Below are 23,577 nucleotides of genomic sequence, written 5' to 3'. Positions count from 1 at the left end.
GGCCTCCTTTCGAATCTTTAGTTAGCACTCTTGTCCACGCCGTTCGTAGTAATTTCTTTGGTACCTGAAGCTTCATCCGAACTTCCACCATGTTTGCTGTGGGCACTTTGACCGTCAACAACATACTTGGTCACGATGTCCTGGAACAGCCCTTCTGGGAAGGAAGAATAATAAGCTACATTGCTTGTTCCCGGTTCCGCCAGAGTTTTATATGTCTCTTGCGTCAGCGGTTGAGATTGCTGCTTCACTTCTTTCACCCATTTGTCGAAGTCTTCTTCCGAAGTAGCATTGACATCAAAGCGCATTTGGGCAAAGTGTTCCCCGGTAAAGTTGGCACCTGAACCCCAATATTGACCTTCATGATCAGCTTGCAAGTACAAGGTCATCGCCATACCCGACATCGTATAAATCTGTCCACCAAGCTGCGGGATCCAGAACGAGTTCATCGGTGAATCCGCGGTGAGCTCAAATTTAACGGGCCGGTCTGCCGGGATATTCAACGTGTTGACCGTTGCAATACCTTGCTCCGGATACATAAACAGCCATTTCCAGTCCAGTGAAGAAACTTGAATGGTAACCGGTGCTTTCTCGGAAGCCAATGGCTTCGAAGGTTCCAGATCATAGGTGTAGCGAATCGTTACAACCGCCAGCAATCCAATAATAATAATCGGAACGGTCCACCAAATTGCCTCCGCTTTTGTGCTATGAGACCAGTTAGGCTCATATGCAGATTTATTGTCCGGTTTGTCGCGGTAACGCCATACAATTACTGCAGACAAAATCAATACAGGCACAATAACGACTGCACACAGAATTGTCGAAATGACAATTAAATCTCTCTGCGAAGCGCCAACAGGCCCTTTCGGATCCAGAACAACGTACTGCCCGCCTGCCAGCATTGGCCAGACAATCAATGCAATTGTAACCAACGTCAGGACAACCGGAATGATTATCCGAATTAGCGACCTAGGTTTCTTGTTCATCTTGATCCCCTCTCCTTAAATTCGCTCATACTGAAAAAACAGTATACTACTCTCTTCCTTCTAAAGATATCAGAAATGAGCAACTTTTTTGTTCATGTTAACAAATTTGTCGATTTTACACCTAAAATGTGTGAATTTTTTCTCACAAATCACTTGCATACTTGATATTTCCTCATTGTAATCTTTACACTTCAAGTCACAAAATAAAACCCTTTGCAGTCCCGTTGAACATGATCAACGAATCCGCAAAGGGCTTTATTGACTGGGATTCCGGGTGCTCATCCAGTCTTATTATGAACGAATTAACGCAGGATTATTTAATCGGCGCCTTCGTCTTCCCGGCGTGTATGAACAAGTCCAATCGATTTGGCAATAACATAAATAAATACACTGCCAACCAAGAAACCGATACCGACCATTAATCCGAGGTTGCGATCATTAAAATCATTCAGGTTGATCAGGCACATAACTACTCCCGTAATAAGAGCAATCCAAGCCAGAACTGTCATCGTTAACACCGCACGCCGCATATTTTTATCTTTGCGCTCCAATTGGCTTACCATTGCTGTCTTCGATGCCATAGTAAACACTTCCTTTTCCCTTTTTGTAAGTGCTTTCCTTATACCAATATACCACATCAGTATGATTTTTAGTCAACAAATGTTCAAATTTATTTCGCAATTTGGACACTTTATTTGTATTTTGGCTGTTGACAAGGATCAGATCACTTCTACTTACTTCTTATAACCCAAAATCGCTCGTCTCATAACATGAAACAGTCCAGACCTTATGAAACCTTTATGAACATTAAGGGTCTTTGCTGAAATAAAATAAAAAAGACGGTGCCTCGGATTTTCCGAAGCCACCGTCTTTTCTTCTGAGTAAACATAAATATCCTGCATCTAACCATTAACCAAATGTTATTATTTCATTTAATTCGAGTTTCCAACCAATTATTTTTGATGACATTCTGATACCAATAGAAGCTTTCTTTGGGTGTTCTGACCAAGGAACGGAAATCCACATGCACAAGACCAAAGCGCATACGGTATCCTTCCGCCCATTCAAAGTTATCCATCAAAGACCAAGCCATGTAGCCTTTCAGGTTGATCCCATCGTTGATAATCCGATGAATTTGCGCCAAATGCTGCTCATAATATGCAATTCGGCGATCATCATTTATTTTACCGTTCTCCAAATCATCATTGATGCAAGCACCATTTTCTGTGATGTAAACATCCACATTTCCGTATTTTTGCAAATAGTGCATGAACTCATACAATCCGCGTGATTCCACAGGCCAACCAATATCGGTCTTGGTAAGTCCCATATCGACCTCTTCGGATTGCAATGCACCCGCCTCAGGATTGAAACGATTGATTCCCATGGTGTAGTAGTTAATTCCTAGAAGATCAATGGGCTGCGAGATAATTTCCATATCGCCTTCCTGAATCGGGACAGTTGCACCAGCCTTTTCAAACCAGTCAACCATAAATTGTGGATAAGCTCCTTTGTAGATCGGATCCAGGAACCAATCTGTATTCAGTGCAATCGCCCGATCACACGCTGCCTGATCTTCCGGAGATTTGCTGTAAGGCTCAGCCCAGCATACATTGGGAGCAATACCAATCTGTCCTGTTGTTCCCAAGCGACGGAACGATTGAACGGCTTTACCATGGGCAACCAACAGTCCGTGAGCAACATTAATCGATGTTTGCAGGTCCTTGTTGCCAGGAGCATGAATACCGAGCAGGTTGGACAGAAACGCAATACACCAGGGTTCGTTGAAGGTTAGCCAAAAATTGATTTTTCCGGAAACTCCTTGAAGATGACTTCAGCATATTTGACAAACGCATCCACCGTCCTGCGGTTGCCCCATCCTCCAATATCCTCCAGCGTCTGAGGCAGGTCCCAATGATACAACGTACAGAAAGGTTCGATTCCCGCTTCAAGCAGCTTATCCACGAATCGATGATAGAAGTCCAACCCTTCCCGATTGATCTCGCCGTCTCCATCCGGAACAATACGCGGCCAGGCGATGGAGAACCGATAGGTATTTATACCAAGCTTTTTCATCAGCTCGATATCTTCCTCGTAGCGATGGTAGCTATCACAAGCCACATCACCATTGTCTCCATTAAACACTTTGCCAGGCGTACGAGCAAACGTATCCCAGATGGACACCCCGCGCCCGCCTTCCTGCGCTGCACCTTCTATTTGATAAGAAGCTGTTGCTGTTCCCCAGCGGAAATCTTGTGGAAATTGAAAAATTGTCATCGTTTACTCCTCCGTCTCATGATGACACGCGGATCCTCTGTCCTGCGGTCATGGTTAAAATAACTACATAATCACCTTGAGGTGTAAGCTGCGCCTTGGCCTTGTCGTTTCCTTCCACATGCAGTGGAAATGCGCTTCGAATGGTTACCGAACCATCGTAATCTGCCTTAATTTCGGCGCTTGAGAGTCTGCCATCTGTCCACTCGATTGCCACTGTGTATGAACCACGTGCTCGAAGCCCCTTCACACTGCCACTGACCCAGTTCTCAGGTAGTGCTGGCAGCAGATGTAATTCTCTCAAGTGGCTTTGTAACAACATCTCTGCAATACCGGCAGTACCACCAAAGTTGCCATCAATCTGGAACGGTGGATGATCATCGAACAGATTGGGATGCGTGGATCGGGCCAGCAGCGTACGGACAAACTGATGCGCCAGCTTGCTATCCAGCAGCCTCGCATACAGATTGATCAACCAGGCACAGCTCCAACCCGTATGCCCGCCACCTCGTTCGATGCGACGTTCAAGAGACACTCGTGCTGCTTCCACCAGTTCCGGTGTATCCAGTCGATTGATCTGCTCCCCGGATACAGACCATACAGATGGGAGACGTGACGATGCCCAGGTTCGGATTCAGCAAAATCCTTAAACCACTCCTGCAGCTGCCCCTCACTTCCGATACGGAATGGATAGAGTTTGCTGCGTGCCTCGCTCCACTCATTCGCCAGTTGATGATCCACTTCGAGCAGTTGAGCTGCCTCAATGCATCGATCGAACAACTCACGAATTAAAGTCATATCCATCGTCGAAGCCATGGAGATGCTGCGAGCTTCACCATCCTCGGTGAGGAACTTGTTCTCTGGAGAGGTAGATGGAGCTGTAACCAGATATCCGTCCGGTCCCTCTACCAGCCAGTCCAGACAGAAGAGTGCCGCTTCCTTCAGGATTGGATACGCACGTTCTGCGAGGAATTGCTGATCGCGAGTAAACAGATAATGCTCCCATAAATGTGAAGTCAGCCACACACCGCCCATCGGCCAGAACGCCCAACTTGCGTCCCCCCTGTAGGCGTGGATGTCCTCCAGATATCCACATTATGATGGGCTGTCCAGCCACGCGCCCCGTACAAGATGCGTGCTGTTCTTCTCCCCGTATCGCTTAGATCCTCCAACAAGCCAAACAGTGGCCCATGGCATTCGCTCAGGTTGCATACTTCTGCCGGCCAGTAATTCATCTCGGTATTGATGTTAATTGTGTAATCACTGTGCCAGGGCGGCTCCACCTGATGGTTCCAGATTCCCTGCAGATTGGCAGGCTGGCTTCCTTCACGTGAACTACCCATTAACAGATATCTGCCGTATTGAAAATAAAGGGCCTCCAGACCGGGATCATTAGCTCCAGCCTGATAAGCTCGCAACCGCTCATCTGTAGGTAATTCTTCTTTCGCTGATGCGCCGAGATCAATAGATACTCTTGAAAATAAATCACTATGATCCATCACATGTCGCTCCCGAAGTGCTTTCATGCCATGAGTCATCGCTTTGCTGATTACCTCTCTGCATTCCTGCTCCAGCAGCACGTCATCCTTCACAGGCGCCACATCGTAGCGTTCAAAGGAGGTCACTGCTGCCAGGTAAAAAATAACCCGATCTGCTCCCTGAACATGAAGTCTCCCGTCCTTAACCGACACTTCAACTTTCTTGCCCGTCGCGGTCGCGGCCAATTGCACAGCATAAGCCGTTCCCCGATCTTCTTCGTAGATGACAGACTCTGGATGATCCCTGAAATAATTCGATTCAACATGACTCGGACAGCGACTAAACAGTGTAAGTCCATCGTCCGAAGTCTGCACGTTATACGGATGTGGACTGTCCAGCGTAACGCTGACATTAACAGCTCCCTCACGATCGGCAGTGATGGTACAGACCATGAGGTCATCCGGTGCACTGGCATATACCTCACGTACATAACGAGTCCCTTTATATGAATATTTCGTCGTTGTAATTCCGGTGTGGAGACTAAGCTCCCGCTCAAATTCATCATATGGGATCTCATCCAGTTCAGCGTGCTGCAGTTTAAAGTGACCCATCGGCTGATACGCTTCCACATCTCGTCCGAGCATTTCGCGGTTCAGCAATTCTTCAGCTTCGCTATATTGACCAGACATGATTAGTTCACGGGTCTGTTTCAGGTAACGCTGACTGCTGTACTGAATGGTGTCACGTGGAAATCCGGACCACAATGTATCTTCATTAAGCTGGATTTGTTCATCTGCTGCTCCGCCATACACCATACCTCCGAGGCGACCATTCCCGATAGGCAGTGCCTCTTCCCAGCGAGTGGCCGGCTGACGATACCACAGACGGTTTTCTTTTGTTCTCTCATTGAATGGGGACATAGATAACTCCTGTTCATGAATCAGCTATTTTTTGTTTGGTAACTAAAACGTTTTCGTTACAAGCAATAAAACACATATTTTCCGATAAAAATTGGCCTGAACCTGTGTTAAAGGCATGACCCAAGTGTCGATTAACTGAAAGTGCTTACAGTAAGAAAATTATATTGGATTTCGAATTTTGCGTCAATGTTAAACATCACATGAACAGCAAAAAAAGACCCTTGGTCAGGGCCTTATTTTGTATATCAATCTGGTTACTTAAACTTCTGTTAGTTTACGTCTTTTCCTGTCCACAGGGACACACGATCCTTAACCCAAACGGTGTACTGTTTCTCCATTTCGACTGCACCTGCTTTATCCAGTTCAGTCAGGAAACCATCATATACTTTATCGAAGTCTTCTGGCTTGGAAAGAACAGCTTCAGGAATACGTTTGCGCACGATATCCTGTGTTTTTCGGAACGTTACCTCATATTCTGTGCCTGAAGGTACAGGCATGTTGTATGCTGCGCCCCAGTCTTTCAGTTGCAGATCATCCTCAGAAGGATAGAATTCTTTCCATGTTGTAATGCCATATGCTTTCAACGTTTCTTTCTCTGCCGCAGTATATCCAGCCTGGATCTGCTCAGGGAAGTTCGTTGTGTAATAGTTATCCGTGGAATCTTTCACGCCATCACCATATCTCGCACTAAACACGCTATACATTCCGATTCCTGTTTCTTTGGTAAAGTTAGAGTTGTCATTGGTTTTACGGTCCTGGATGTCTTGAGGGATCACCCGTTGACCATTTTCTACATTATAGTGCTCGCCTTCAATACCCCAGTTTCTCAGCACCTGACCTTCGTCCGAAGCGAGCCAGTCCATGAATTTGATAATGCGTACCGGATCTTTGGCCGAAGTTGTGATGCCGATGCCATATCCGTCAAATCCGGTTGGCTGGAACGTATGGTCCACAATATCCTTGTTCAGGGATACAGAGAAGTGAGCATATGTGCTGTCATCTTTGCCCGCTGATTTGAGTGCATTTTCTGCTTCTTGATAATTCCACTCCTGGTCAATCAGACCGAGTACACGTCCACTTGCAATTTTAGATTTATATTGGTCATCCTTTTGGACAAATGTATCTTTGTCCAGCAGTCCTTCATTGTACATATGGTTCAACCAGCGGAAATATTCTTTCTCCTCTGGACGTTTGTAATGGAGCGTAGCTTCATACGTCTCAGGATCAATGTAATATTCTCCATCATCCGGTGCTCCTGTTGCTTGGAAGGCCGGGTTCGTTACCGTAATCATAATCTTCCAATCATCAGCATTCAGCGTCAATGGAATGGTCGGCTGCCCGTCAATTGTTGGGTGTTTTTTCACATATTCTTTCAATACATTCTCGTAATCCTCAAGCGTTTTTACTTCAGGGTATCCAAGCTCTTTCAATACTTTTTGCTGAATTTCAAATCCGCCTGTTGCGTCAAAAGCAACATTATCAACACCCATATTCGTTGGGATTGTATAAATGGCCTGATCCTCCGAACTGTATTTCAGCCGGTTCATCTGGTCCCCATATATTTTTTTCAGGTTTGGAGCATGCTCCTCAATCAAATCCGTCAGGTCAATCATTGCCCCTGCATCTACCAGTTTAGACAAGTTACCTTTTGGAAAAACGATATCAGGGTACTCGCCGCTAGCCGCCATAAGTGCAATTTTCTGGTCTCCACCATTGTTTACATCATACTCCGCTTCAATTGTAACGCCTGTTTGCTTGGTAATCTCTTTACCAACTGCATCCTGCATCTTGTTCCAGGTTGGACTTGCATCCGCACCAAAGAATGTGATGGTGACGGGTTCGGTTCCGCTGGACTCGGAGGCTTCTTTACTTCCCGAATTTCCGCAGCCAGCTGTAACCAGCATTGCACTTGCGAGCATCAACATTGCAAACGTCTTGGGTGTATTGCCTTTCATTTTGCCTCTCATTGTCTAGTCCCCTATTATTATGAAGGTTTTATCTGTATAACAGGCTTAAGGCCTGAGGATACCGCCGTAAGACACATTTCTGTATGCGCTTACTAAAAATTAAATTTGTACTCTTTTTTATCAAAAACTTAACTCATGAAAACTCTCTTCTAACATTCGTAAAACGTTTTCGGAAAATAATTTAAAACGCTTACTGAAAGTGCTTACATTAACGATTATATGCTATTCACCCCCTTTCGTCAACAACAAAAAAGGCCCCTTTATAAGGGCTTTAAAGGGACCCATTTTGATTTGAAAATGATCATTTATCCTGCCTTGTTTTCAGTATTATTTCACGTCTTTACCTGTCCAGAGAGATACACGTTCCTTGATCCAAACGGTATATTGTTTCTCCATGTCTACCGCACCTGCTTTATCAAGTTCAGCCAGGAGATCATCATACACTTTGTCGAAGTTCTCTGGTTTGGCAAGGATGGCTTCAGGGATACGTTTACGGATAATGTCCTGCGTTTTCTGGAACGTTACGTTATAATCCGTATCGGAAGGTACAGGCATGTTATATGCTGCGCCCCAATCTTTCAGCTTCAAGTCATCTTCAGAAGGATAGAAATCTTTCCACGTTGTAATGCCATAGGCTTTCAATGTTTCCTTCTCTGCGGCAGTATAACCTGCTTGGATCTGCTCAGGGAAGTTCGTTGTGTAGTAGTTACCTGTGGAATCTTTGACACCATCGCCATATCTAGCACTGAAGATGTTGTACATTCCGATACCTGTTTCTTTGGTGAACGCCGAGTTGTCATTGACTTTGCGATCCTGCACATCAGCAGGGATAACGCGGTTACCATTTTCAACGTTGTAATGTTGGCCTTCAATACCCCAGTTTCTCAGCACCTGGCCTTCATCCGAAGCGAGCCAATCCATGAATTTGATAATACGTACAGGGTCTTTCGCAGTTGTGGAAATACCGATGCCATATCCATCGAATCCGGTTGGTTGGAATGTATGGTCCACAATATCCTTGTTCAGGGATACAGAGAAGTGAGCGTACGTATTCTCGCCATTGTTAACTGATTTCAATGCATTCTCAGCTTCGCCATAGTTCCATTCCTGGTCAATCAGCCCCAGTACCCGACCGCTAGCGATTTTGGATTTGTATTGATCGTCCTTCTGCACAAATGTATCTTTGTCGAGAATGCCTTCATTGTACATTTTGTTCAACCAGCGGAAGTATTCTTTCTCCTCTGGACGTTTATAGTGCAGCACCGCTTCATACGTTTCAGGGTTAATGTAATATTCACCGTCATCCGGTCCACCTGTTGCCTGGAAGGCCGGGTTCGTTACCGTAATCATAATCTTCCAGTCATCGGCATTCAGCGTCAGCGGAATGGTTGGTTGTCCGTCAATGGTTGGATGTTTTGCATAATATTCTTTCAGAACTTTCTCGTAATCCTCAAGTGTTTTTACTTCTGGGTAGCCAAGTTCTTTCAATACCTTTTGCTGAATCTCGAATCCGCCTGTAGCATCAAACGCAACATTATCTACACCCATGTTTGTTGGGATCGTGTAAATGGACTGATCTTCCAAACTGTATTTCAGACGGTTCATCTGGTCCCCATAGATTTTCTTCAGGTTTGGTGCATATTGATCAATCAGATCTGTCAGGTCAAGCATCGCACCTGCATCCACAAGCTTAGACAAGTTACCTTTAGGATAGATAATATCAGGGTAATCACCGCTGGCAGCCATCAAAGGTATCTTCTGGTCGCCACCATTATTCACATCATACTCCGCTTCAATTGTAACACCTGTTTGTTTCGTAATTTCTTGGCCGACTGCGTCCTTCATATTGTTCCAGTTTGGACTTGCGTCAGCACCAAAGAACGTAAAGGTGATTGGACTGGTCGTATCCCCAGTGTCCGTTGGTGTCTCTGAAGCCGTAGTTCCTCCTCCGCTACCACTGCATCCTGCTGTAATGGCAAGAGCGCTGGCTAACAGAAGCATTGCGAATGTTTTTGGTGTTTTGCCCTTCATGTGTAATCCCCCTTATGGATAAAATGAAGCTATCTATTGTAGAACAGGCTGACCTGCACATACCGATATCGGGTGATTCTGATTGTAAAACGTTTGATTTCATAACATAAAAAGCGTTTTCTAAATGAAGTGAAAAACCCACACTCAATTCAACAATTCGGGATGCTATTCCTTACCTATTCTGACTGAAGAGATTCATGTACAAGTCCTGATAAACCAGTAATGAAAGTGCTTTCATAATTGAATAATAATCCCTCTAAAAGTCCTTGTCAATAGTGAATTCACAAAATTGAAAACGTTTTTCGGAAAACGTTTTAGGTATAAAAAAGAACCCAGTTTCCTGGGCCCTTTCTTTCAAAAAAATCAGTCGGCTAAAACGCATTATTTGCTCTCTTCACCGCTCCACAATTGAACACGGCTTTGGACAAGTTCAGTGTATTGTTTTTCCATGTCCTCTGCTCCGGCTTTGTTAAGTTCAGCAATCATACCGTCATAGATGGCATCAAATTGCTCTGGTGAACTGAGGATTGCTTCTGGGATCCGTTTACGGATAATATCCTGTGTTTTTTGGAAAATAACGTTGTAATTTGAGTCACCTGGAGTCGGCATATTGTACGCTGCTCCCCATGGTTTAACCGGGAACTCATCTTCACTTGGGAACAGATCTTTCCACGTTGTTGCTCCGTATGCTTTGAGTGTCTCTTTCTCCGCATCGGAATAGGCCGCTACAATCTGTTCAGGGAAATTCGTTGTGTAATAGTTATCCGTTGAATCTTTGACACCATCTCCATAGTGACCAGACATATTGGTGTAGAGGCCAATACCTGTTTCCTTCTGGAATACGGCAGCATTGTTCGTTTTTTGGTCCAGCACATCCGCAGGAATCACACGTTTGCCATCTTTCACTTCGTACTGCTTGCCTTCAATACCCCAGTTCATCAGCACTTGACCTTCCTCAGAAGCCAGGTAATCAAAGAATTTGATTGTACGAACCGGGTCCGGATTCGATGTTGTAATCCCTACACCCCAGCCAGATACAAAACCAGGGTCCTGGAAGGAATGATCCTTGATATCTTTAGACAGTGTTACTGGGAAATGTGAATAGGTAGCTTCGTCTTTACCCGCTGCTTTCAATGCGTTCTCCGCATCGGAATAACCCCAATCCTGGTCAATGACGCCCAGCACACGTCCACTTGCAATTTTGGATTTGTATTGATCCGTTTTCTGTACAAAGCTGTCCTGATCGAGCAGTCCTTCTGCGTACATATGGTTCAACCAACGGAAATACTCTTTCTCTTCCGGACGTTTGTAATGCAGACTTGCCTCATATGTCTCAGGATCAATGTAGTACTCGCCATCATCGGGCGCGCCTGTTGCTAAGAATGCCGGATTCGTTACGGTAATCATAATTCTCCAGTCATCCGCATCCAGGGATAACGGAATCGTTGGTTGTCCGTCAATCGTTGGATGTTTCTCCTTATATGCCTTCAATACATTTTCGTAATCCTGGAGCGTACGTACTTCAGGGTATCCCAGCTCTTTCAATACACGCTGCTGAATTCCAAATCCGCCACCTGCATCAAAATACTTCTGGTCTACCGCATAATACGTAGGCAGTACATAAATTCCTTGATCTTCGTTGCTATATTTCAGCCGGTCCATGTAATTACCATACAGCTTCTTCAGATTGGGAGCATATTGCTCGATCAGATCAGTCAGATCGACCATGGCCCCAGCATCCACGAGCTTGCTTAGCTCTCCTTTGGGTGACACAATATCCGGATAATCTCCGCTTGCTGCCATCAAGGATACTTTATCCTGACCACCACTGACGGCAAATTCACCGTTAAGGGTTACTCCTGTTTTCTCTGTAAGGACTTTCCCCACTTCATCCTTCATACCGTTCCAGTTCGGACTGGGATCTACGCTAAAAAAGTCAAAAGTAATTGGAGATGTATCCCCGCTTGTGTCCTTAAACGACGTATCGCCGCTGTTTCCTCCACCGCAACCTGCGAGCAAAGACATCGCAAGCACTGGAGCCAGTGCAATCTTCATTTTGTTTCTTGCCATAATGGTAATCCTCCCGTTTCATATGTCTGTCTATTCGGGACTTTTTTGTCCCTGTCTATAGCTTCATGAATGCCACTCCGCAGCCCTATACGGTGAAGCGCAGGCCAAATGGCTGCGCTTCGGGCATCCTGATGCTTCTTGTATAAATGTACGGCCGCTCTATGTGGCAACCTGTACAGACTTGCTTATGCTTTTACTGCACCCAATGTCATACCGCCCACAAAATACTTCTGCAGGAACGGATACACAATCAGGATTGGAACGGTAACAACAATCGTAATTGCCATCTTGATGGATTCCGGTGAAATCTGTGTCATCTGCTGTGCCATGTCATTGGCGTTACGCCCGGCTCCCGAGCCTTGCTGTGTACTTTGCAGTACTTTCATCAGCTCGTACTGGAGCGTTGTCAGATGAGCCTTCGAACCATTATACAGGTACGTATCGAACCAGGCATTCCACTGGCCTACAGCCAGGAACAACGCGATGGTTGCAAGTACCGGTTTACAGAGCGGCAAAATGATTTTGTAATAGATCTTAAAGTCATTCGCACCATCCAGCTTCGCAGATTCCTGCAATGCATATGGCAGGCCATCAATGAAGGAACGGATAATGAACACGTTAAACGCACTGATCATGCCTGGCAATACATATACCCAGAATGTACCGATCAGGTTCAGGTCACGCATCAGGATGTACACCGGAATCAGACCACCGGAGAAATACATCGTGAGTGCAAGTGTAGTCGAAACAAATTTTCTCAGTTTGAAGTCAGGCCGACTCAGTGTAAATGCAATCATTGAGGAACTGATCAAGCCGAGCAATGTACCTACAATGGTACGCAGAATGGAAATCTGCAAACCTTGCAGCAATCCTTCGTATTGGAAAATGGTTTTATAGTTCTGCAATGTGAATTCGCGAGGCCACAAGTAAATTCCACCACGTACGGTATCTGTAGAGTTATTGAGCGAGATAGCCAGTACGTTCAGGAATGGATACAGTGTTACAATCAGCACCAGGGTCATCGCGAGGATGTTGAATATATCGAACAGCTTATCGCCCCGAGTAGCATTGAATGCTTTGTTCGCCATAATGTCGTCCCCTCCCTACATGATGCTTTCTTTGGTGAATTTTTTGAACAATCCGTTCGCTGTAAACAGAAGGATGATACTGACAACGGAGTTGAATATGCCTATGGCTGTACCATACGAGAATCGTCCCATATTCAAACCATAATTGAGCGCGTATAGATCCAGAACTTCCGAGTAGTCGGTGACCAGACTGTTGCCAAGCAAGAACTGCTTCTCGAAACCGATACTGATCAGATGCCCGATCGACATGATGAAAAGTACGGAAATCGTGGTCCGTATGCCTGGCAGCGTGATGTGCCACATTTGTCTCCAGCGGTTCGCTCCATCCACACGGGAGGCTTCGTAGAGCTCTTGGTCAATACCCGTAATGGCTGCGAGATAGATAATGGCGTTCCAGCCCGTTTCCTTCCACATATCTGAAGCGGTTACAATGTACCAAAACAGGTTCCCCTTGGCCATGAACTGGATCGGCTGGTCAATAATGTTTAGGTTTACCAAAAGGTCATTGATAATCCCTCCATCGGTGGAGAGCATCTTGGTAATAATCCCTGCCACAACGACCCAGGATACAAAGTGAGGCAGATATGATACCGTTTGCACGGCACGCTTGAAGAACATGCCTCTCATCTCATTCAAGAGAATCGCAAAGAAAATCGGCACGATAAAACCGATAACCAGTCCCATCAAGCTCATTGCAAGCGTATTTCGAAGTACCAGATAGAATCGATCATCACTGAACAGCTCTGCAAAGTGTTTAAAACCAACCCACTGTTGATCGCCGAACGATCTGGCCGGTTTATAATTTTGGAAAGCCATCGTCCATCCCCATAGCGGCAGATAGTTAAATACAAAAACCCAAACTACGAATGGCAATGACATGAGATAGAGATACTTTTGCTGTTTCATGCTGTCCCAAATTCTGTTCCGCCGTTTTTGTGTTGGCGGATTGGGGTCACTGCTTCTTTTCGCGGAAGCGGATTTATTTGTTAGCGTTTCCATCTCCGTTCCCCCTCCTCTGTTTTATAAAATAATCATACCTGATAGAGCGTTTTCAAAATACCAGCTGGATTTTAGAGAAAATCATATAAAAATTAGATATCCCCCTATAAAATCCGATATTATATCTATAAAATTAGTGATAATGACGCTGTCTATTATTTATTAATGAAATTAAAAGGGAATTTAATTTGAAAATGGTAATTTTCGAAAACGTTTTATAGAAATCGTTTACTTTGCACAAATTGAAAAGAAAAAAGGACCTCAATGGTCCTTCAAATAGAGACTTTATGTTCGAAAACGTTTTATAACTAATTTGGAGAAATGCCTAGCGACAGAAGCACCTCCACTAAATCATGGCCTACTCCTGTTCCGGCTCTCCTGAAGAGTCCTTAGACTGTGATCTGGCAAGCTCTCTAGCATGCTTGTATGCGGAAGGTGATTCCCCTACATACTTCTTGAATTTGCCGTGGAAATAATCCACGTTGGCATACCCTACTCTTGCGGCAACCTGGTGAACCTTTAACCCTTCATCGAGCAGTTCCTTTGCCTTCTCCATTCGAACCTTATCGAGAAATGCATTGAAATATTCCCGGTATGGTTCTTGAACAGCTTGCCCAGATAACTGCTATTGTAGTTAAATACCTCTGCGAGTACCTCCAGCTTGAGATTTTCGCCGGGATTACGACGGATAAACTCAATCATCTGTTTCAGTACCGTATCCTTGCTGCCTCCACCCATGCGCTGAATAAGCCGGTTCAGGTGTTCAGCGGCCATCCCTTTGAGATCCAACAGCGTTAATTGATGGTAAACCTCCGTAATGAGAACGGAATGCTCCTGCATAATGGATTGCATATGCTGATTGGCTGCTGCAAGTTTGTTAATCGCCAATGAAAACACTTGGGAGAACGCCGTCTTAATCGCTTGTTCTGTCTGGTGATGCGGAACCAGGCGTTCTTCCATCTCCGTCAGCACACGCATTACGGACTCACTGCTCCGAATGTCGAGCGCATAATACAGCTTGTCTGCCAATTCTGCTTCATCCGGTTCACCACTTTCTTCCCCAAGCACTACAACGGGCCCAGACACACCTTCGCTGTTCTCCTCTTCGTTCCATAACATCACGCGTTGTTCCGCAAACAGAAAACGTCCGCCTAATACTCCGTTGGCCTGAGTATAGGAATGTGCGATGTCTGCTGTGGAATTCACAGGTTGACCTGCTGCCGCGTACATGTGAATATTCCATTCTTCCAGCATGACTTTCAATTCATCATATAAACTGTGAGCAGACTGTACAGTCAAAATAGGCTCTTTGCATAGCAGTCCCAGTCCGGAATGGAATGAAAACACAATACCCCGATCTTTCTGGTCAAAAGCTTCCGCCAGTCTGCGTTTCACCACACTACCACGCTGTAAATCAGGTTCGGCATGCATCTCCAGCAGCACAACCTGATACTGCGGCCAATTCAACCCTAGCGCATTTGCTTCCATCGTGCCTGCACCTTCCAGGCTATCAAAAAGCAACGCTTCTATTTGATGCTCCCGGTAGGCTGTATCCTCACCAGCATGGCGGGCCAGTGTTTCCCTCTCCCGTTTCAGCATCACAGAAATCCGCTCCAGCTCACTGATAATCTCCTCTTCATCCACTGGCTTGAGCAGATATCCATCCACGCCAAAACTGATAGCTTTTTTGGCATAATCAAAATCGGCGTATCCACTCAGGATCAGAAAGTGCGAACCCGGATGGGTCTGCCGCACTTCTTCAATGACATCCAGTCCGGTCATGCCGGGCATGCGAATATCAATGATCGTCAGGTCCGGTTGCAGCTCTTCGAAGCGGGTGATGGCCTCACGCCCACTGGCAGCTGTGCCGATCACTTGAAAGCCGTATTGTTCCCAATCAATAATCGTTGTCAATCCTTCACGTATGCTCGGTTCATCATCTACCAAAAATACTTTATACATGCTGGTCTCCTCCTGCTGGCAAGGTGAAAGAAACCTCTGTTCCTTCCCCGTACACACTCTTGATCTGTAATCCGTATGGCTCGCCGTAGGTCAACGTTAAACGTTGATGTACGTTACGCATGCCGATCCGGCTCTTCTCCTGCTCTTCCGGTCCACAGATGAACTGCATCACTTCAGCCAGACGCTCCGGCGTAATGCCTGCCCCGTCGTCATCGACACGCACCTGCACTTCATCTTTCACCAAACGAATATCTATACTCACACGGACCGTGCCCTCTTTATTTTCCAAACCATGCACAATCGCATTTTCAACCAGAGGCTGAATGATCAAAGGAGGGATGTACATCTTCTCCACCTCCGGGTCGATATGGATCTGGAAAGCAAGACGGTCGCCGTAACGGAATTTCTGAATTTCCAGATAAGAACGTACCATCTCCAGTTCGGCTCTGAACGTCGTTTTGCCGCTACCAATCTCTAGACTCTTACGCATAAGCTTGCCCAGCAGCCTGACGATATTGGCAATCTCCGCCTCCCCTTTGATATGGGCTTTCATGCGGATCGACTCCAGTGCATTAAACAAAAAATGAGGATTGATCTGGCTGGCCATCATTTTCAGTTTAATCTCTTTCTGTGCGATTTCCAATTGATTGTTCTGTTCCGTTGCCTCTACCACCTGTGTCATCAGTTCATTAATACTCTTCACCATGTAATTGAACTGCCTCGACAGCTGTCCGATCTCATCATTCCCGTCAATACGGGAGGTGACATTCAGATCACCCAGCGCGAGCTTGTTCAGATGTTTACTCAAGCGTAACAATCGGTTCGACGTGAGAAATGAAATGATATATACAAGCAGCAAGGCAATGACCAGCACTAGCGTAATGAAAAGCATACCGATCATGCTAATCGTATTGGCATCTTTGACGATATTTTTGGTGGCAAATACCGAAATGATTTTCAGGCTATTCATGCTTGATCCAGGACTGATCTCATCAATGACAATGTTGGATGGCTCTCCTTGAAAATCAGCTTCAATTGTGCCCTTTGCCTGATTTTGCAAATCTACGCCAAAGTCCAGTTCATCCAACGTTTTACCCACCAGATCGGTATTTTTGGCCGCAACCACATAACCCTGCTCGTCCGTAATCAACGTCTCGAACGGTTCTTGACGTAATAATCCATTCAACTCATCCTGATTGATCACAATCATCAGCACACCCTCGGTCCGATATTCGGCAAAAGGCACTTTGCGTACCAGACTGAGCTTATGCACAGGATTATCTCCCTTGTCTGGGATGTAAAACCAGCCGATACTGGTCGTTTCCAACGCCTTCTGATACCAATAGCTCTCTTGGGTCTGCTCGTCCACCGGGATAAACTCCAGATTGTTGATCAGCGTCGGATTGGTCGAGTAAAACCGAATGCCGGCAACCTCACGGTACAGACGCTTATATTCCTGAAAATCTTTATACGCGAGGTAAGCCGAAGTCAGCTCCACAACGCTTTGATATCGTTTGTTCACAATTTCCTTCAGTTCATTGTTGAACATCAAAATGTTGGAAATATCTGTGGGTACACGCAGCAGTGTGGCGGTCTGACTCTTGACCTTTTCCACGTTGTTGATCGTCTGTCCAATGGCATTGTCCAGCGCCTGCTTGCGAAAGTATCCGGTTACAGCAAGTCCAATAATCAGTACCGGAATCATGACGACAAGTACATAGGATATGAGCAATTTATGCTTTAATTTAAGATTATTGGATGTTCGTATGAGCCTTCTAAACATATCTGCACCTTCCGTCGCTTATAAGCGCTTACATATAAAGGTCAGTACATATTACGCCTGCCCTTCCAATTTATCATACCACATAACAGCAAAAGCCCTGCAAGAGGGCTCCGAAAAAAAGGCTGTATGTTGAATGATAAAACAAACCATATGCTTATATAGGTCATTCTAATGTAGGAAGGAAGTCAGAAGCTTATCGGCTGCGTGTTGAGCGGAATCCATGTCCTTTGGCACGCAGCGCAACAATCAGAGCCACAAGGGATAGAAGCAGAATAGCCCAGGAAAAAGACGAAGCTCCCCATTGATTCAGCAGTACACCTCCCGCCAATCCGCCAATGGCAATAGCCAGATTCCAGACGGTCGTATTAATCGGCATAACGATATCCACACCCTGCTCCCCGGCTGCTTGGGCAAGCGCGGTCTGCAACAGTGTAGCCGCGCCACCAAATGTCAGACCCCACAGCGCAACAGAACCAAAGACAACGGCAGCGTGCTCACTCCAAAGGCCCAATACAAGTGCGATCAGCGCAAAACCCGCAAGACTGATGAGAACCAGCATACGCAACCACCGATCGATCAGAAAGCCTGTAATCCAGATGCCCACCAATGCCATCAGGCCAAACACAAGTAACATGAGTCCGACCTTTGATTCCAGACCAACATCGGCGAGGAAAGGAGCAATATACGTGTACAGAATATTATGAGCCAGCATCCAGGTCAGTACGACCGCCAGAATGGGAATTACGCCTGGGGTCAGCAGCACTTTTAATGAAGAAATGCGTTGATCAGCAGACTGTCCTGGATAATCGGGTACTTTCCAGAGCACCCAGAAAATCAGTACAAACGCCAGCAATGACATTAGCCAAAATACCGAGCGCCAGCCCATATAGGAACCCAGCAGTGTACCTGCCGGAACACCGAACGATAAGGCAATCGGTGTACCGATCATCGCAACAGCCATGCCCCTGCCCTTGAGATGATCAGGCACCATCCGCAGCGCATAACCGCCAATTAGGCCCCAGGAGACACCTGCTGCAACACCGGCAAAAAAACGAGCGACAAGTGTCAGTACATAGTTTGACGAGAGGGCTGTAATGGTGTTGAAGACGAGAAAACCGATAATCGCTAGAAGTAAAAGCGGTCGGCGTCGCCAGCCTCTTGTCAGCACGGCCACAGGTATGGCGGCAATCAACGATCCAACTGCATAAAATGTGACAAGCTGCCCTGCCCCTGCCTCAGAGACCTGCAGTCCTTCCTTGATTTGTGGCAGCAACCCCGCCGGAAGTGTTTCAGTCATGATGGCTATAAAGCCAGCCATAGCCAAGGCTAGCAGTCCTAACCACGGGAAGCGTAGAGAATATCTATCGGACATCTGTGCAGCTCCTTTTCAGATAATATAGGACAATAATCAAATTATGGATCGATCATTCCTTATATTATCCACCCCCCTTCACCTTGTCAACGACTTTTGGATCGATTAGTATATAATTAAGAAAAACAAGGGGAATCTCTTATGGCAAGAACCGGACGTCCGCGCATTTTTGATCGGGAAGAAGCCTTATTGCAGGCAATGATGCTCTTTTGGGAACAAGGATTCGAGGCCACCTCATTGCTTCAGCTGCGAGCGGCCATGGGGATATTTCTGCTGCCAGCTTCTATGCGGCCTTTGAGTCCAAAGAAGCTCTGTATAAAGAAGCGGTAGAACGATATATGGGTACGTTTGGACGCGTAACGGAAAGCTTCTCGGATCTTACGCTGTCTCCAAGGAAAGCGATTGAAACAACTTTAAAAAGTACCGCCAAAATGCAAACAGACAGCGCTCATCCATCCGGCTGTTTAATTGTGCTGTCAGCCAGCACATGTTCTTCCAGAAACAATCATATTCGTGATATCGTCGCTGAGAAAAGAAAGCTGACTCGCGGCCGTCTGCAGGCATGCATCCAGCGTGCTGTGGAGATCGGTGAACTGCCAGCCTCTACTGATGTATCCATGTTGACTACTGTTTTTGATACTTTTATGCAAGGTATTTCTACACAAGCCCGGGACGGCGTCCCTTTTGCAACGCTTGATCAGGCCATCACGGAAATTATGGGCATCTGGGACCTGGCTCAACAGCCTGCCTGACCTGTTTACTGACTTTTTCTTACTGACCGATGAGGTATAAAAAAAGCCAAAAAGGCACTCCCATGATTGGAAGTGCCTCTCAAGTATAGAGTTTTCACATTTGCATTATGGACGCGGAGTGTCTACCCCATTCAAAATCAGCTTGGGATGAATATCTGCGCTCAGCGAAGCGGAAACTGCACAATACTTCTCTTCAGCCATTTGGATGGCTTTCCAGATCCGGTAATCCGGGATATCGCCGTCTACTTTGAAGATCAGGTCAATGGCAGTAAAACCTTTTGGCATGCCTTCACTGCGTGTACCTTGTGCTTCAATCTCAATGCCAGTAATTTTGTCCAGGAAAGCGTCCAGAATCATCGTGATATCAATCCCCATACAGCCTCCGAGACCCGCCAGTAACAATTCCATGGGTGTAGCACCCTTGCTGTCACCACCATAGGCAGCTGTGGCATCCATGCCAACCGCGTAGCCAGAGGGTCCTTCGGAAGTAAACGCGCGTTTGCCTTTCCATACAGTTGTTACATTCATGATGTTTATCCTTCTTTCTTAGAATAGTTTACGCTCTTCAGATATCCGTTCCGGGTACGGATCGTTCTTCTGGAGACAAAAGCGAACGCTACGCTTCTTCAGAATCGATTCCGTCCCCTTCACTCAGTCTGCTTATCTCTGAAAATTCTTAGAATTCAGTAATTTGCTGCAAAAATCTGCGTGTACGCTCCTGCGTTGGATGTTCAAAAAAGGCCTGTGGACTTGCTTCTTCCACGATCGATCCATCCGCCATAAAGACGATTTTGTTCGCCACATTCCGGGCAAACTTCAATTCATGCGTGACCACCAGCATCGTCATGCCTTCCTGTGCCAGCTCCTTCATAACGGAGAGTACTTCTCCCACCAGTTCAGGATCAAGGGCTGAGGTAGGCTCGTCAAACAGCATCACTTCAGGCTCCATAGCAAGTGCGCGAGCAATCGCCACACGCTGCTGTTGTCCACCAGACAAACGGGATGGATATGCATCCTGCTTGTCCGACAGCCCGACCCGATCCAGCAGAATCCGGCCGCGTTCGGCTGCTTCGTCCCGCTTGATTTTTTTCACTGTCACGAGACCTTCCATCACATTGCCAAGCACCGTCTTGTGCGGATACAGGTTGAACTGCTGGAATACCATACCGGTTTGTCGGCGGATTTCCAGTACCCTTGACCGCTGGATTCGCTGCGAGTCGGTACTGTCTACCACCACTCCATTGACTTCAATCTTCCCGCCGGAGAGCTCTTCCAGACCGTTCAGACAGCGCAGTAACGTACTTTTGCCTGATCCACTGGGTCCCAGCAGTACAACAATATCTTTTGCATCGACATGCAGATCTATATTTGTGAGAACTTCATTTTTCCCAAAACGTTTGGTCAATCCTGTCGTTGTAATCATCGCTTCTCCCCTCCTATCAGTAAGCCCGGGCCAGCCGGCGCTCCACTTGTTCCAGAATGGCCGAGAAGCCGATACTCATGATCCAGTAGATCACGCCAATCGCCAGATAAAACGGCATATTAACGTAATATTGCGCGACCAGCAGCTGTGCCGAGCGAAGCAGCTCCGTAACCCCAAGAGCTGCCACAAGGGATGTTTCTTTCAGCATGCCGATAAACGTGTTGCCCATCGGCGGGATGGCAATACGAACAGCCTGCGGGAAGATAATCCGTCTCATCGCTTGAGCCGGGGTCATTCCCGTTGCGTATGCAGCTTCCGTCTGCCCTTTCGGTACAGCTTGAATCGCTCCGCGGAACGTCTCGGACAGAAAGGCACCTGCATTAAGACTAAGACCGAGACAGGCTGCCGTGAGTGAGCCCAGGGTTACACCGTAATCGACCAGCCCATAATAAATAACGTATAATTGCACCAGCAGCGGGGTTCCCCGCATGATGGATACGTAGAAACGGGCGATCATCCTGAGCCACATCGGACCTTTCAGACGCGCGATAGCGACGAGCACCCCGATGATAAAGGCAAAAAACATGGAGATTACAGTTACATACAGCGTGTAATACGCCCCCTTCAGAAAGAAGGGGATATTTTCAAATACCAATTCCATCGATCAAACTTCCCTTCGCCCTGCCGGTTCATTATTGCGCAGGCTCTTCACCAAACCATTTTTTGAAGATGGTATTGTACGTACCGTCATCTTTCATTCCTTTGAGCGCATCATTCAGTGCTGCTACGAGTTCCGGATTGTTTTTGCGCACAGCAATACCTGCCTGGTCACTCTTAATCGGTTCACCTACGGCTTTGATTTTGAAGCCGTTGGCATCTACAATGGGTTTCAGCGCATACATGTTGTTGATTGTGGCATCGATCCGTCCAGCATTCAGATCTTTGAGTGAAGAGATCACATCGTCATAGGTTTTAATCGTGAAGTCGCCCACTTTTGGCAACACTTCATTACGCAGATATGTTTCATCATTCGTACCCAGACCTACACCAATCGTTTTTCCTTTGAAATCTTCCAGCTTGGTAATATCATTGTTATCACTTTTCACAATGATTTTGACTTGGTTTGTAATATACGGATCACTGAAATCCAGTACTTTCTTCCGATCATCGGTAATCGTCATCTGGCTGATGATGGCATCCAGCTTTTTGGCTTGCAGACTTGGTGTCAGCCCGGAGAACTCCTGGGATTCAAATTCAACCTTAACCCCAAGACGCTTCGCAACCTCACGTGCGATATCTGCATCGTAGCCATCCATTTCTTTCTTATCGTTCAGGAAGTTGTATGGTGCGTATGTGCCCATCATGCCCACTTTAATGACGCCAGCAGACTTGATCTGCTCCAGTTCATTATTCGCCTGTGCTCCATTACTGCTTCCATTATCCGTAGCTTTACTGCCACAAGCGCTCAGTACCAGCACGGTCATAAGCAGAAGAGCTGTTAAAGTCCAGCCTTTGCGTGATTTCATTCCATATGTTTTATTCATGTCATTAACTTCCTCTCATCCATCTAGTCATGTCTTGTTGAAACTTATGTTTCCTTAGTTCTCTAACTACAGTTGTACCCATTATTCCCTGCTGCTGGCTTAATCATGTGAATATTTAATCCCGTTATTGAAAATAAACCACCGGGGCCATCACACCTTTAAATACCGAGCAGTCCGTAAAACTCAAAGCTTGCCGCCTCCGCAGCGAGCGTTGTTGCGGTCATTGATGAGAACTCGCTGTGCAACTCTTCCGAGCCAAACAGCCAGCGCGTAATCATACCTTCAATCATGCTAACCAGCAGCGCAGCGCGGAGCGGAACATCCATGGACTGTGGCAGCATGCCCAGTTCAATGGCCCGCTGCATGTTGTGACGAAATGCTTGTTCTACCGCGCCCCGTGTCTCTTCAACCAAACGACGTACCGACTCTTCCGACACGATGCCTTTGAGCAACAATTCCATAAAGTAACGATTGTCCGCTGCAAAGGAAAACAGGTCGGTGAACAGCCGTTCCGAAGCTCTCACCATATCCTCAACCGATCCGGCATCTTTGCGGTAACCTTGCCCGATCGCTTCAAGCAGCTCCTCCCTGCCGGTTAACACAATCTCCGAGGCAATGGCTTCCTTGCTTTTGAAGTGCCAGTAAAAGGTGCCTTGCGCTACACCGGCTTCGCGGACGATATCAGAAATTTTGGTCTGATGATAGCCCTGGGTTGCAAAACGCTCCATCGCTATACGTATAATTTGGTCCCGGCGTTCTTCTCCGGGTTCCAAATGATTGTTTTTAGACATTTGCCTACCCTCCCGATTGATCAGTCAGTCAGTTAATGTATATCCTATTGGATAACTAGGTTTTTGTCAATATAGTTTTAAACAATTCATTACAAGCATAAGTTGAAGTTGAGCGCATTTGTGATCATAATAGATGATA

General features: G+C 46.3%; 19 protein-coding genes and 2 pseudogenes. 1 reads left to right on the top strand and 20 read right to left on the bottom strand.

Features of this window, described 5'->3' with window-relative positions; genetic code table 11:
* Window positions 1-17: 17 nt before the first annotated feature.
* The 15 genes and pseudogenes from cyoA to ACTWJ7_RS07130 all read right to left on the bottom strand — a co-directional run bounded on the left by cyoA (window position 18) and on the right by ACTWJ7_RS07130 (window position 18,928).
* The gene (gene cyoA, locus ACTWJ7_RS07200) at window positions 18-983 is read right to left on the bottom strand and encodes a ubiquinol oxidase subunit II (protein ID WP_024631413.1); all 966 of its coding nucleotides are present in this window, start codon (window positions 981-983) and stop codon (window positions 18-20) included.
* 317 nt (window positions 984-1,300) lie between these two features.
* Window positions 1,301-1,564, bottom strand: a complete 264-nt coding sequence (locus ACTWJ7_RS07195) for a hypothetical protein (protein ID WP_024631414.1) — start codon at window positions 1,562-1,564, stop codon at window positions 1,301-1,303.
* Window positions 1,565-1,911: 347 nt separating this feature from the next.
* A pseudogene (locus tag ACTWJ7_RS07190) lies at window positions 1,912-3,260 on the bottom strand (GH1 family beta-glucosidase).
* 16 nt (window positions 3,261-3,276) lie between these two features.
* Window positions 3,277-3,579, bottom strand: a complete 303-nt coding sequence (locus tag ACTWJ7_RS07185; protein WP_443146347.1) for a glycoside hydrolase family 95-like protein — start codon at window positions 3,577-3,579, stop codon at window positions 3,277-3,279.
* A 54-nt stretch (window positions 3,580-3,633) separates the two neighbouring features.
* Window positions 3,634-4,292, bottom strand: a pseudogene (locus ACTWJ7_RS07180) (glycosyl hydrolase family 95 catalytic domain-containing protein); the annotation flags it as partial.
* On the bottom strand, window positions 4,274-5,656 hold the full coding sequence (locus ACTWJ7_RS07175) for a glycoside hydrolase family 95 protein (RefSeq protein ID WP_443145245.1): 1,383 nt from the start codon (window positions 5,654-5,656) through the stop codon (window positions 4,274-4,276). The gene ACTWJ7_RS07175 and the pseudogene ACTWJ7_RS07180, both read right to left, overlap by 19 nt.
* A 269-nt stretch (window positions 5,657-5,925) precedes the next feature.
* Window positions 5,926-7,623 (bottom strand): extracellular solute-binding protein, encoded by a 1,698-nt coding sequence (locus tag ACTWJ7_RS07170; RefSeq protein ID WP_442952279.1) that lies wholly within the window; start codon window positions 7,621-7,623, stop codon window positions 5,926-5,928.
* A 327-nt stretch (window positions 7,624-7,950) separates the two neighbouring features.
* On the bottom strand, window positions 7,951-9,654 hold the full coding sequence (locus tag ACTWJ7_RS07165) for an ABC transporter substrate-binding protein (RefSeq protein ID WP_301879840.1): 1,704 nt from the start codon (window positions 9,652-9,654) through the stop codon (window positions 7,951-7,953).
* 381 nt (window positions 9,655-10,035) lie between these two features.
* Window positions 10,036-11,724 carry an ABC transporter substrate-binding protein gene (locus ACTWJ7_RS07160; RefSeq protein ID WP_301879842.1) on the bottom strand — a complete coding sequence of 563 codons (1,689 nt, stop codon included), beginning with the start codon at window positions 11,722-11,724 and terminating at the stop codon, window positions 10,036-10,038.
* A 185-nt stretch (window positions 11,725-11,909) separates the two neighbouring features.
* Window positions 11,910-12,812: a carbohydrate ABC transporter permease gene (locus ACTWJ7_RS07155; RefSeq protein ID WP_024631420.1), complete on the bottom strand. Its 903-nt coding sequence runs from the start codon at window positions 12,810-12,812 to the stop codon at window positions 11,910-11,912.
* A 15-nt stretch (window positions 12,813-12,827) separates the two neighbouring features.
* Complete coding sequence (locus ACTWJ7_RS07150) at window positions 12,828-13,811, bottom strand: ABC transporter permease (protein WP_301879844.1); 984 nt, start codon at window positions 13,809-13,811, stop codon at window positions 12,828-12,830.
* Between the two features lie 358 nt (window positions 13,812-14,169).
* Window positions 14,170-14,367 carry a helix-turn-helix domain-containing protein gene (locus ACTWJ7_RS07145; RefSeq protein WP_443145244.1) on the bottom strand — a complete coding sequence of 66 codons (198 nt, stop codon included), beginning with the start codon at window positions 14,365-14,367 and terminating at the stop codon, window positions 14,170-14,172.
* Complete coding sequence (locus ACTWJ7_RS07140; RefSeq protein WP_443145243.1) at window positions 14,331-15,773, bottom strand: response regulator; 1,443 nt, start codon at window positions 15,771-15,773, stop codon at window positions 14,331-14,333. Before ACTWJ7_RS07140 ends, ACTWJ7_RS07145 begins: the two co-directional genes overlap by 37 nt.
* On the bottom strand, window positions 15,766-17,556 hold the full coding sequence (locus ACTWJ7_RS07135; protein ID WP_301879847.1) for a sensor histidine kinase: 1,791 nt from the start codon (window positions 17,554-17,556) through the stop codon (window positions 15,766-15,768). The genes ACTWJ7_RS07140 and ACTWJ7_RS07135 overlap by 8 nt, the downstream gene beginning before the upstream one ends.
* Window positions 17,557-17,749: 193 nt before the next feature.
* Window positions 17,750-18,928, bottom strand: a complete 1,179-nt coding sequence (locus ACTWJ7_RS07130) for an MFS transporter (protein ID WP_301879848.1) — start codon at window positions 18,926-18,928, stop codon at window positions 17,750-17,752.
* 209 nt (window positions 18,929-19,137) lie between these two features.
* On the opposite strand from ACTWJ7_RS07130, the gene ACTWJ7_RS07125 reads away from it, so the two are divergent.
* Complete coding sequence (locus ACTWJ7_RS07125) at window positions 19,138-19,680, top strand: TetR/AcrR family transcriptional regulator (protein ID WP_443145242.1); 543 nt, start codon at window positions 19,138-19,140, stop codon at window positions 19,678-19,680.
* A gap of 105 nt (window positions 19,681-19,785) precedes the next feature.
* Here ACTWJ7_RS07125 and ACTWJ7_RS07120 read toward each other — a convergent pair whose 3' ends face one another.
* The 5 genes from ACTWJ7_RS07120 to ACTWJ7_RS07100 all read right to left on the bottom strand — a co-directional run bounded on the left by ACTWJ7_RS07120 (window position 19,786) and on the right by ACTWJ7_RS07100 (window position 23,438).
* Window positions 19,786-20,208 (bottom strand): OsmC family protein, encoded by a 423-nt coding sequence (locus tag ACTWJ7_RS07120; RefSeq protein ID WP_053780142.1) that lies wholly within the window; start codon window positions 20,206-20,208, stop codon window positions 19,786-19,788.
* Window positions 20,209-20,356: 148 nt separating this feature from the next.
* On the bottom strand, window positions 20,357-21,103 hold the full coding sequence (locus tag ACTWJ7_RS07115) for an amino acid ABC transporter ATP-binding protein (RefSeq protein WP_079350127.1): 747 nt from the start codon (window positions 21,101-21,103) through the stop codon (window positions 20,357-20,359).
* Window positions 21,104-21,119: 16 nt separating this feature from the next.
* A complete protein-coding gene (locus ACTWJ7_RS07110; RefSeq protein WP_301879852.1) occupies window positions 21,120-21,764 on the bottom strand; it encodes an amino acid ABC transporter permease in 645 nt (214 codons plus the stop codon).
* Between the two features lie 31 nt (window positions 21,765-21,795).
* Entirely contained in the window at window positions 21,796-22,629 is an 834-nt protein-coding gene (locus ACTWJ7_RS07105; protein ID WP_301880620.1) for a substrate-binding periplasmic protein, read from the bottom strand.
* Window positions 22,630-22,805: 176 nt separating this feature from the next.
* On the bottom strand, window positions 22,806-23,438 hold the full coding sequence (locus ACTWJ7_RS07100) for a TetR/AcrR family transcriptional regulator (RefSeq protein ID WP_301879853.1): 633 nt from the start codon (window positions 23,436-23,438) through the stop codon (window positions 22,806-22,808).
* Between the last annotated feature and the right edge of the window lie 139 nt (window positions 23,439-23,577).

Source organism: Paenibacillus sp. 1A_MP2 (assembly GCF_052244825.1).
Lineage (GTDB): Bacteria > Bacillota > Bacilli > Paenibacillales > Paenibacillaceae > Paenibacillus > Paenibacillus vandeheii.
This window is presented reverse-complemented; position numbering and strand designations above follow the sequence as displayed.

What these genes read in the sequence shown, in the direction of transcription:
- ACTWJ7_RS07120 (WP_053780142.1), bottom strand. Translation starts at nt 20,208, where the DNA reads ATGAATGTAACAACTGTATGGAAAGGCAAACGCGCGTTTACTTCCGAA.
- ACTWJ7_RS07185 (WP_443146347.1), bottom strand. Translation starts at nt 3,579, where the DNA reads ATGTTGTTACAAAGCCACTTGAGAGAATTACATCTGCTGCCAGCACTA.
- cyoA (WP_024631413.1), bottom strand. Translation starts at nt 983, where the DNA reads ATGAACAAGAAACCTAGGTCGCTAATTCGGATAATCATTCCGGTTGTC.
- ACTWJ7_RS07175 (WP_443145245.1), bottom strand. Translation starts at nt 5,656, where the DNA reads ATGTCCCCATTCAATGAGAGAACAAAAGAAAACCGTCTGTGGTATCGT.
- ACTWJ7_RS07140 (WP_443145243.1), bottom strand. Translation starts at nt 15,773, where the DNA reads ATGTATAAAGTATTTTTGGTAGATGATGAACCGAGCATACGTGAAGGA.
- ACTWJ7_RS07155 (WP_024631420.1), bottom strand. Translation starts at nt 12,812, where the DNA reads ATGGCGAACAAAGCATTCAATGCTACTCGGGGCGATAAGCTGTTCGAT.
- ACTWJ7_RS07170 (WP_442952279.1), bottom strand. Translation starts at nt 7,623, where the DNA reads ATGAGAGGCAAAATGAAAGGCAATACACCCAAGACGTTTGCAATGTTG.
- ACTWJ7_RS07100 (WP_301879853.1), bottom strand. Translation starts at nt 23,438, where the DNA reads ATGTCTAAAAACAATCATTTGGAACCCGGAGAAGAACGCCGGGACCAA.
- ACTWJ7_RS07145 (WP_443145244.1), bottom strand. Translation starts at nt 14,367, where the DNA reads ATGGAGAAGGCAAAGGAACTGCTCGATGAAGGGTTAAAGGTTCACCAG.
- ACTWJ7_RS07165 (WP_301879840.1), bottom strand. Translation starts at nt 9,654, where the DNA reads ATGAAGGGCAAAACACCAAAAACATTCGCAATGCTTCTGTTAGCCAGC.
- ACTWJ7_RS07160 (WP_301879842.1), bottom strand. Translation starts at nt 11,724, where the DNA reads ATGGCAAGAAACAAAATGAAGATTGCACTGGCTCCAGTGCTTGCGATG.
- ACTWJ7_RS07195 (WP_024631414.1), bottom strand. Translation starts at nt 1,564, where the DNA reads ATGGCATCGAAGACAGCAATGGTAAGCCAATTGGAGCGCAAAGATAAA.
- ACTWJ7_RS07115 (WP_079350127.1), bottom strand. Translation starts at nt 21,103, where the DNA reads ATGATTACAACGACAGGATTGACCAAACGTTTTGGGAAAAATGAAGTT.
- ACTWJ7_RS07110 (WP_301879852.1), bottom strand. Translation starts at nt 21,764, where the DNA reads ATGGAATTGGTATTTGAAAATATCCCCTTCTTTCTGAAGGGGGCGTAT.
- ACTWJ7_RS07150 (WP_301879844.1), bottom strand. Translation starts at nt 13,811, where the DNA reads ATGGAAACGCTAACAAATAAATCCGCTTCCGCGAAAAGAAGCAGTGAC.
- ACTWJ7_RS07135 (WP_301879847.1), bottom strand. Translation starts at nt 17,556, where the DNA reads ATGTTTAGAAGGCTCATACGAACATCCAATAATCTTAAATTAAAGCAT.
- ACTWJ7_RS07130 (WP_301879848.1), bottom strand. Translation starts at nt 18,928, where the DNA reads ATGTCCGATAGATATTCTCTACGCTTCCCGTGGTTAGGACTGCTAGCC.
- ACTWJ7_RS07105 (WP_301880620.1), bottom strand. Translation starts at nt 22,629, where the DNA reads ATGAAATCACGCAAAGGCTGGACTTTAACAGCTCTTCTGCTTATGACC.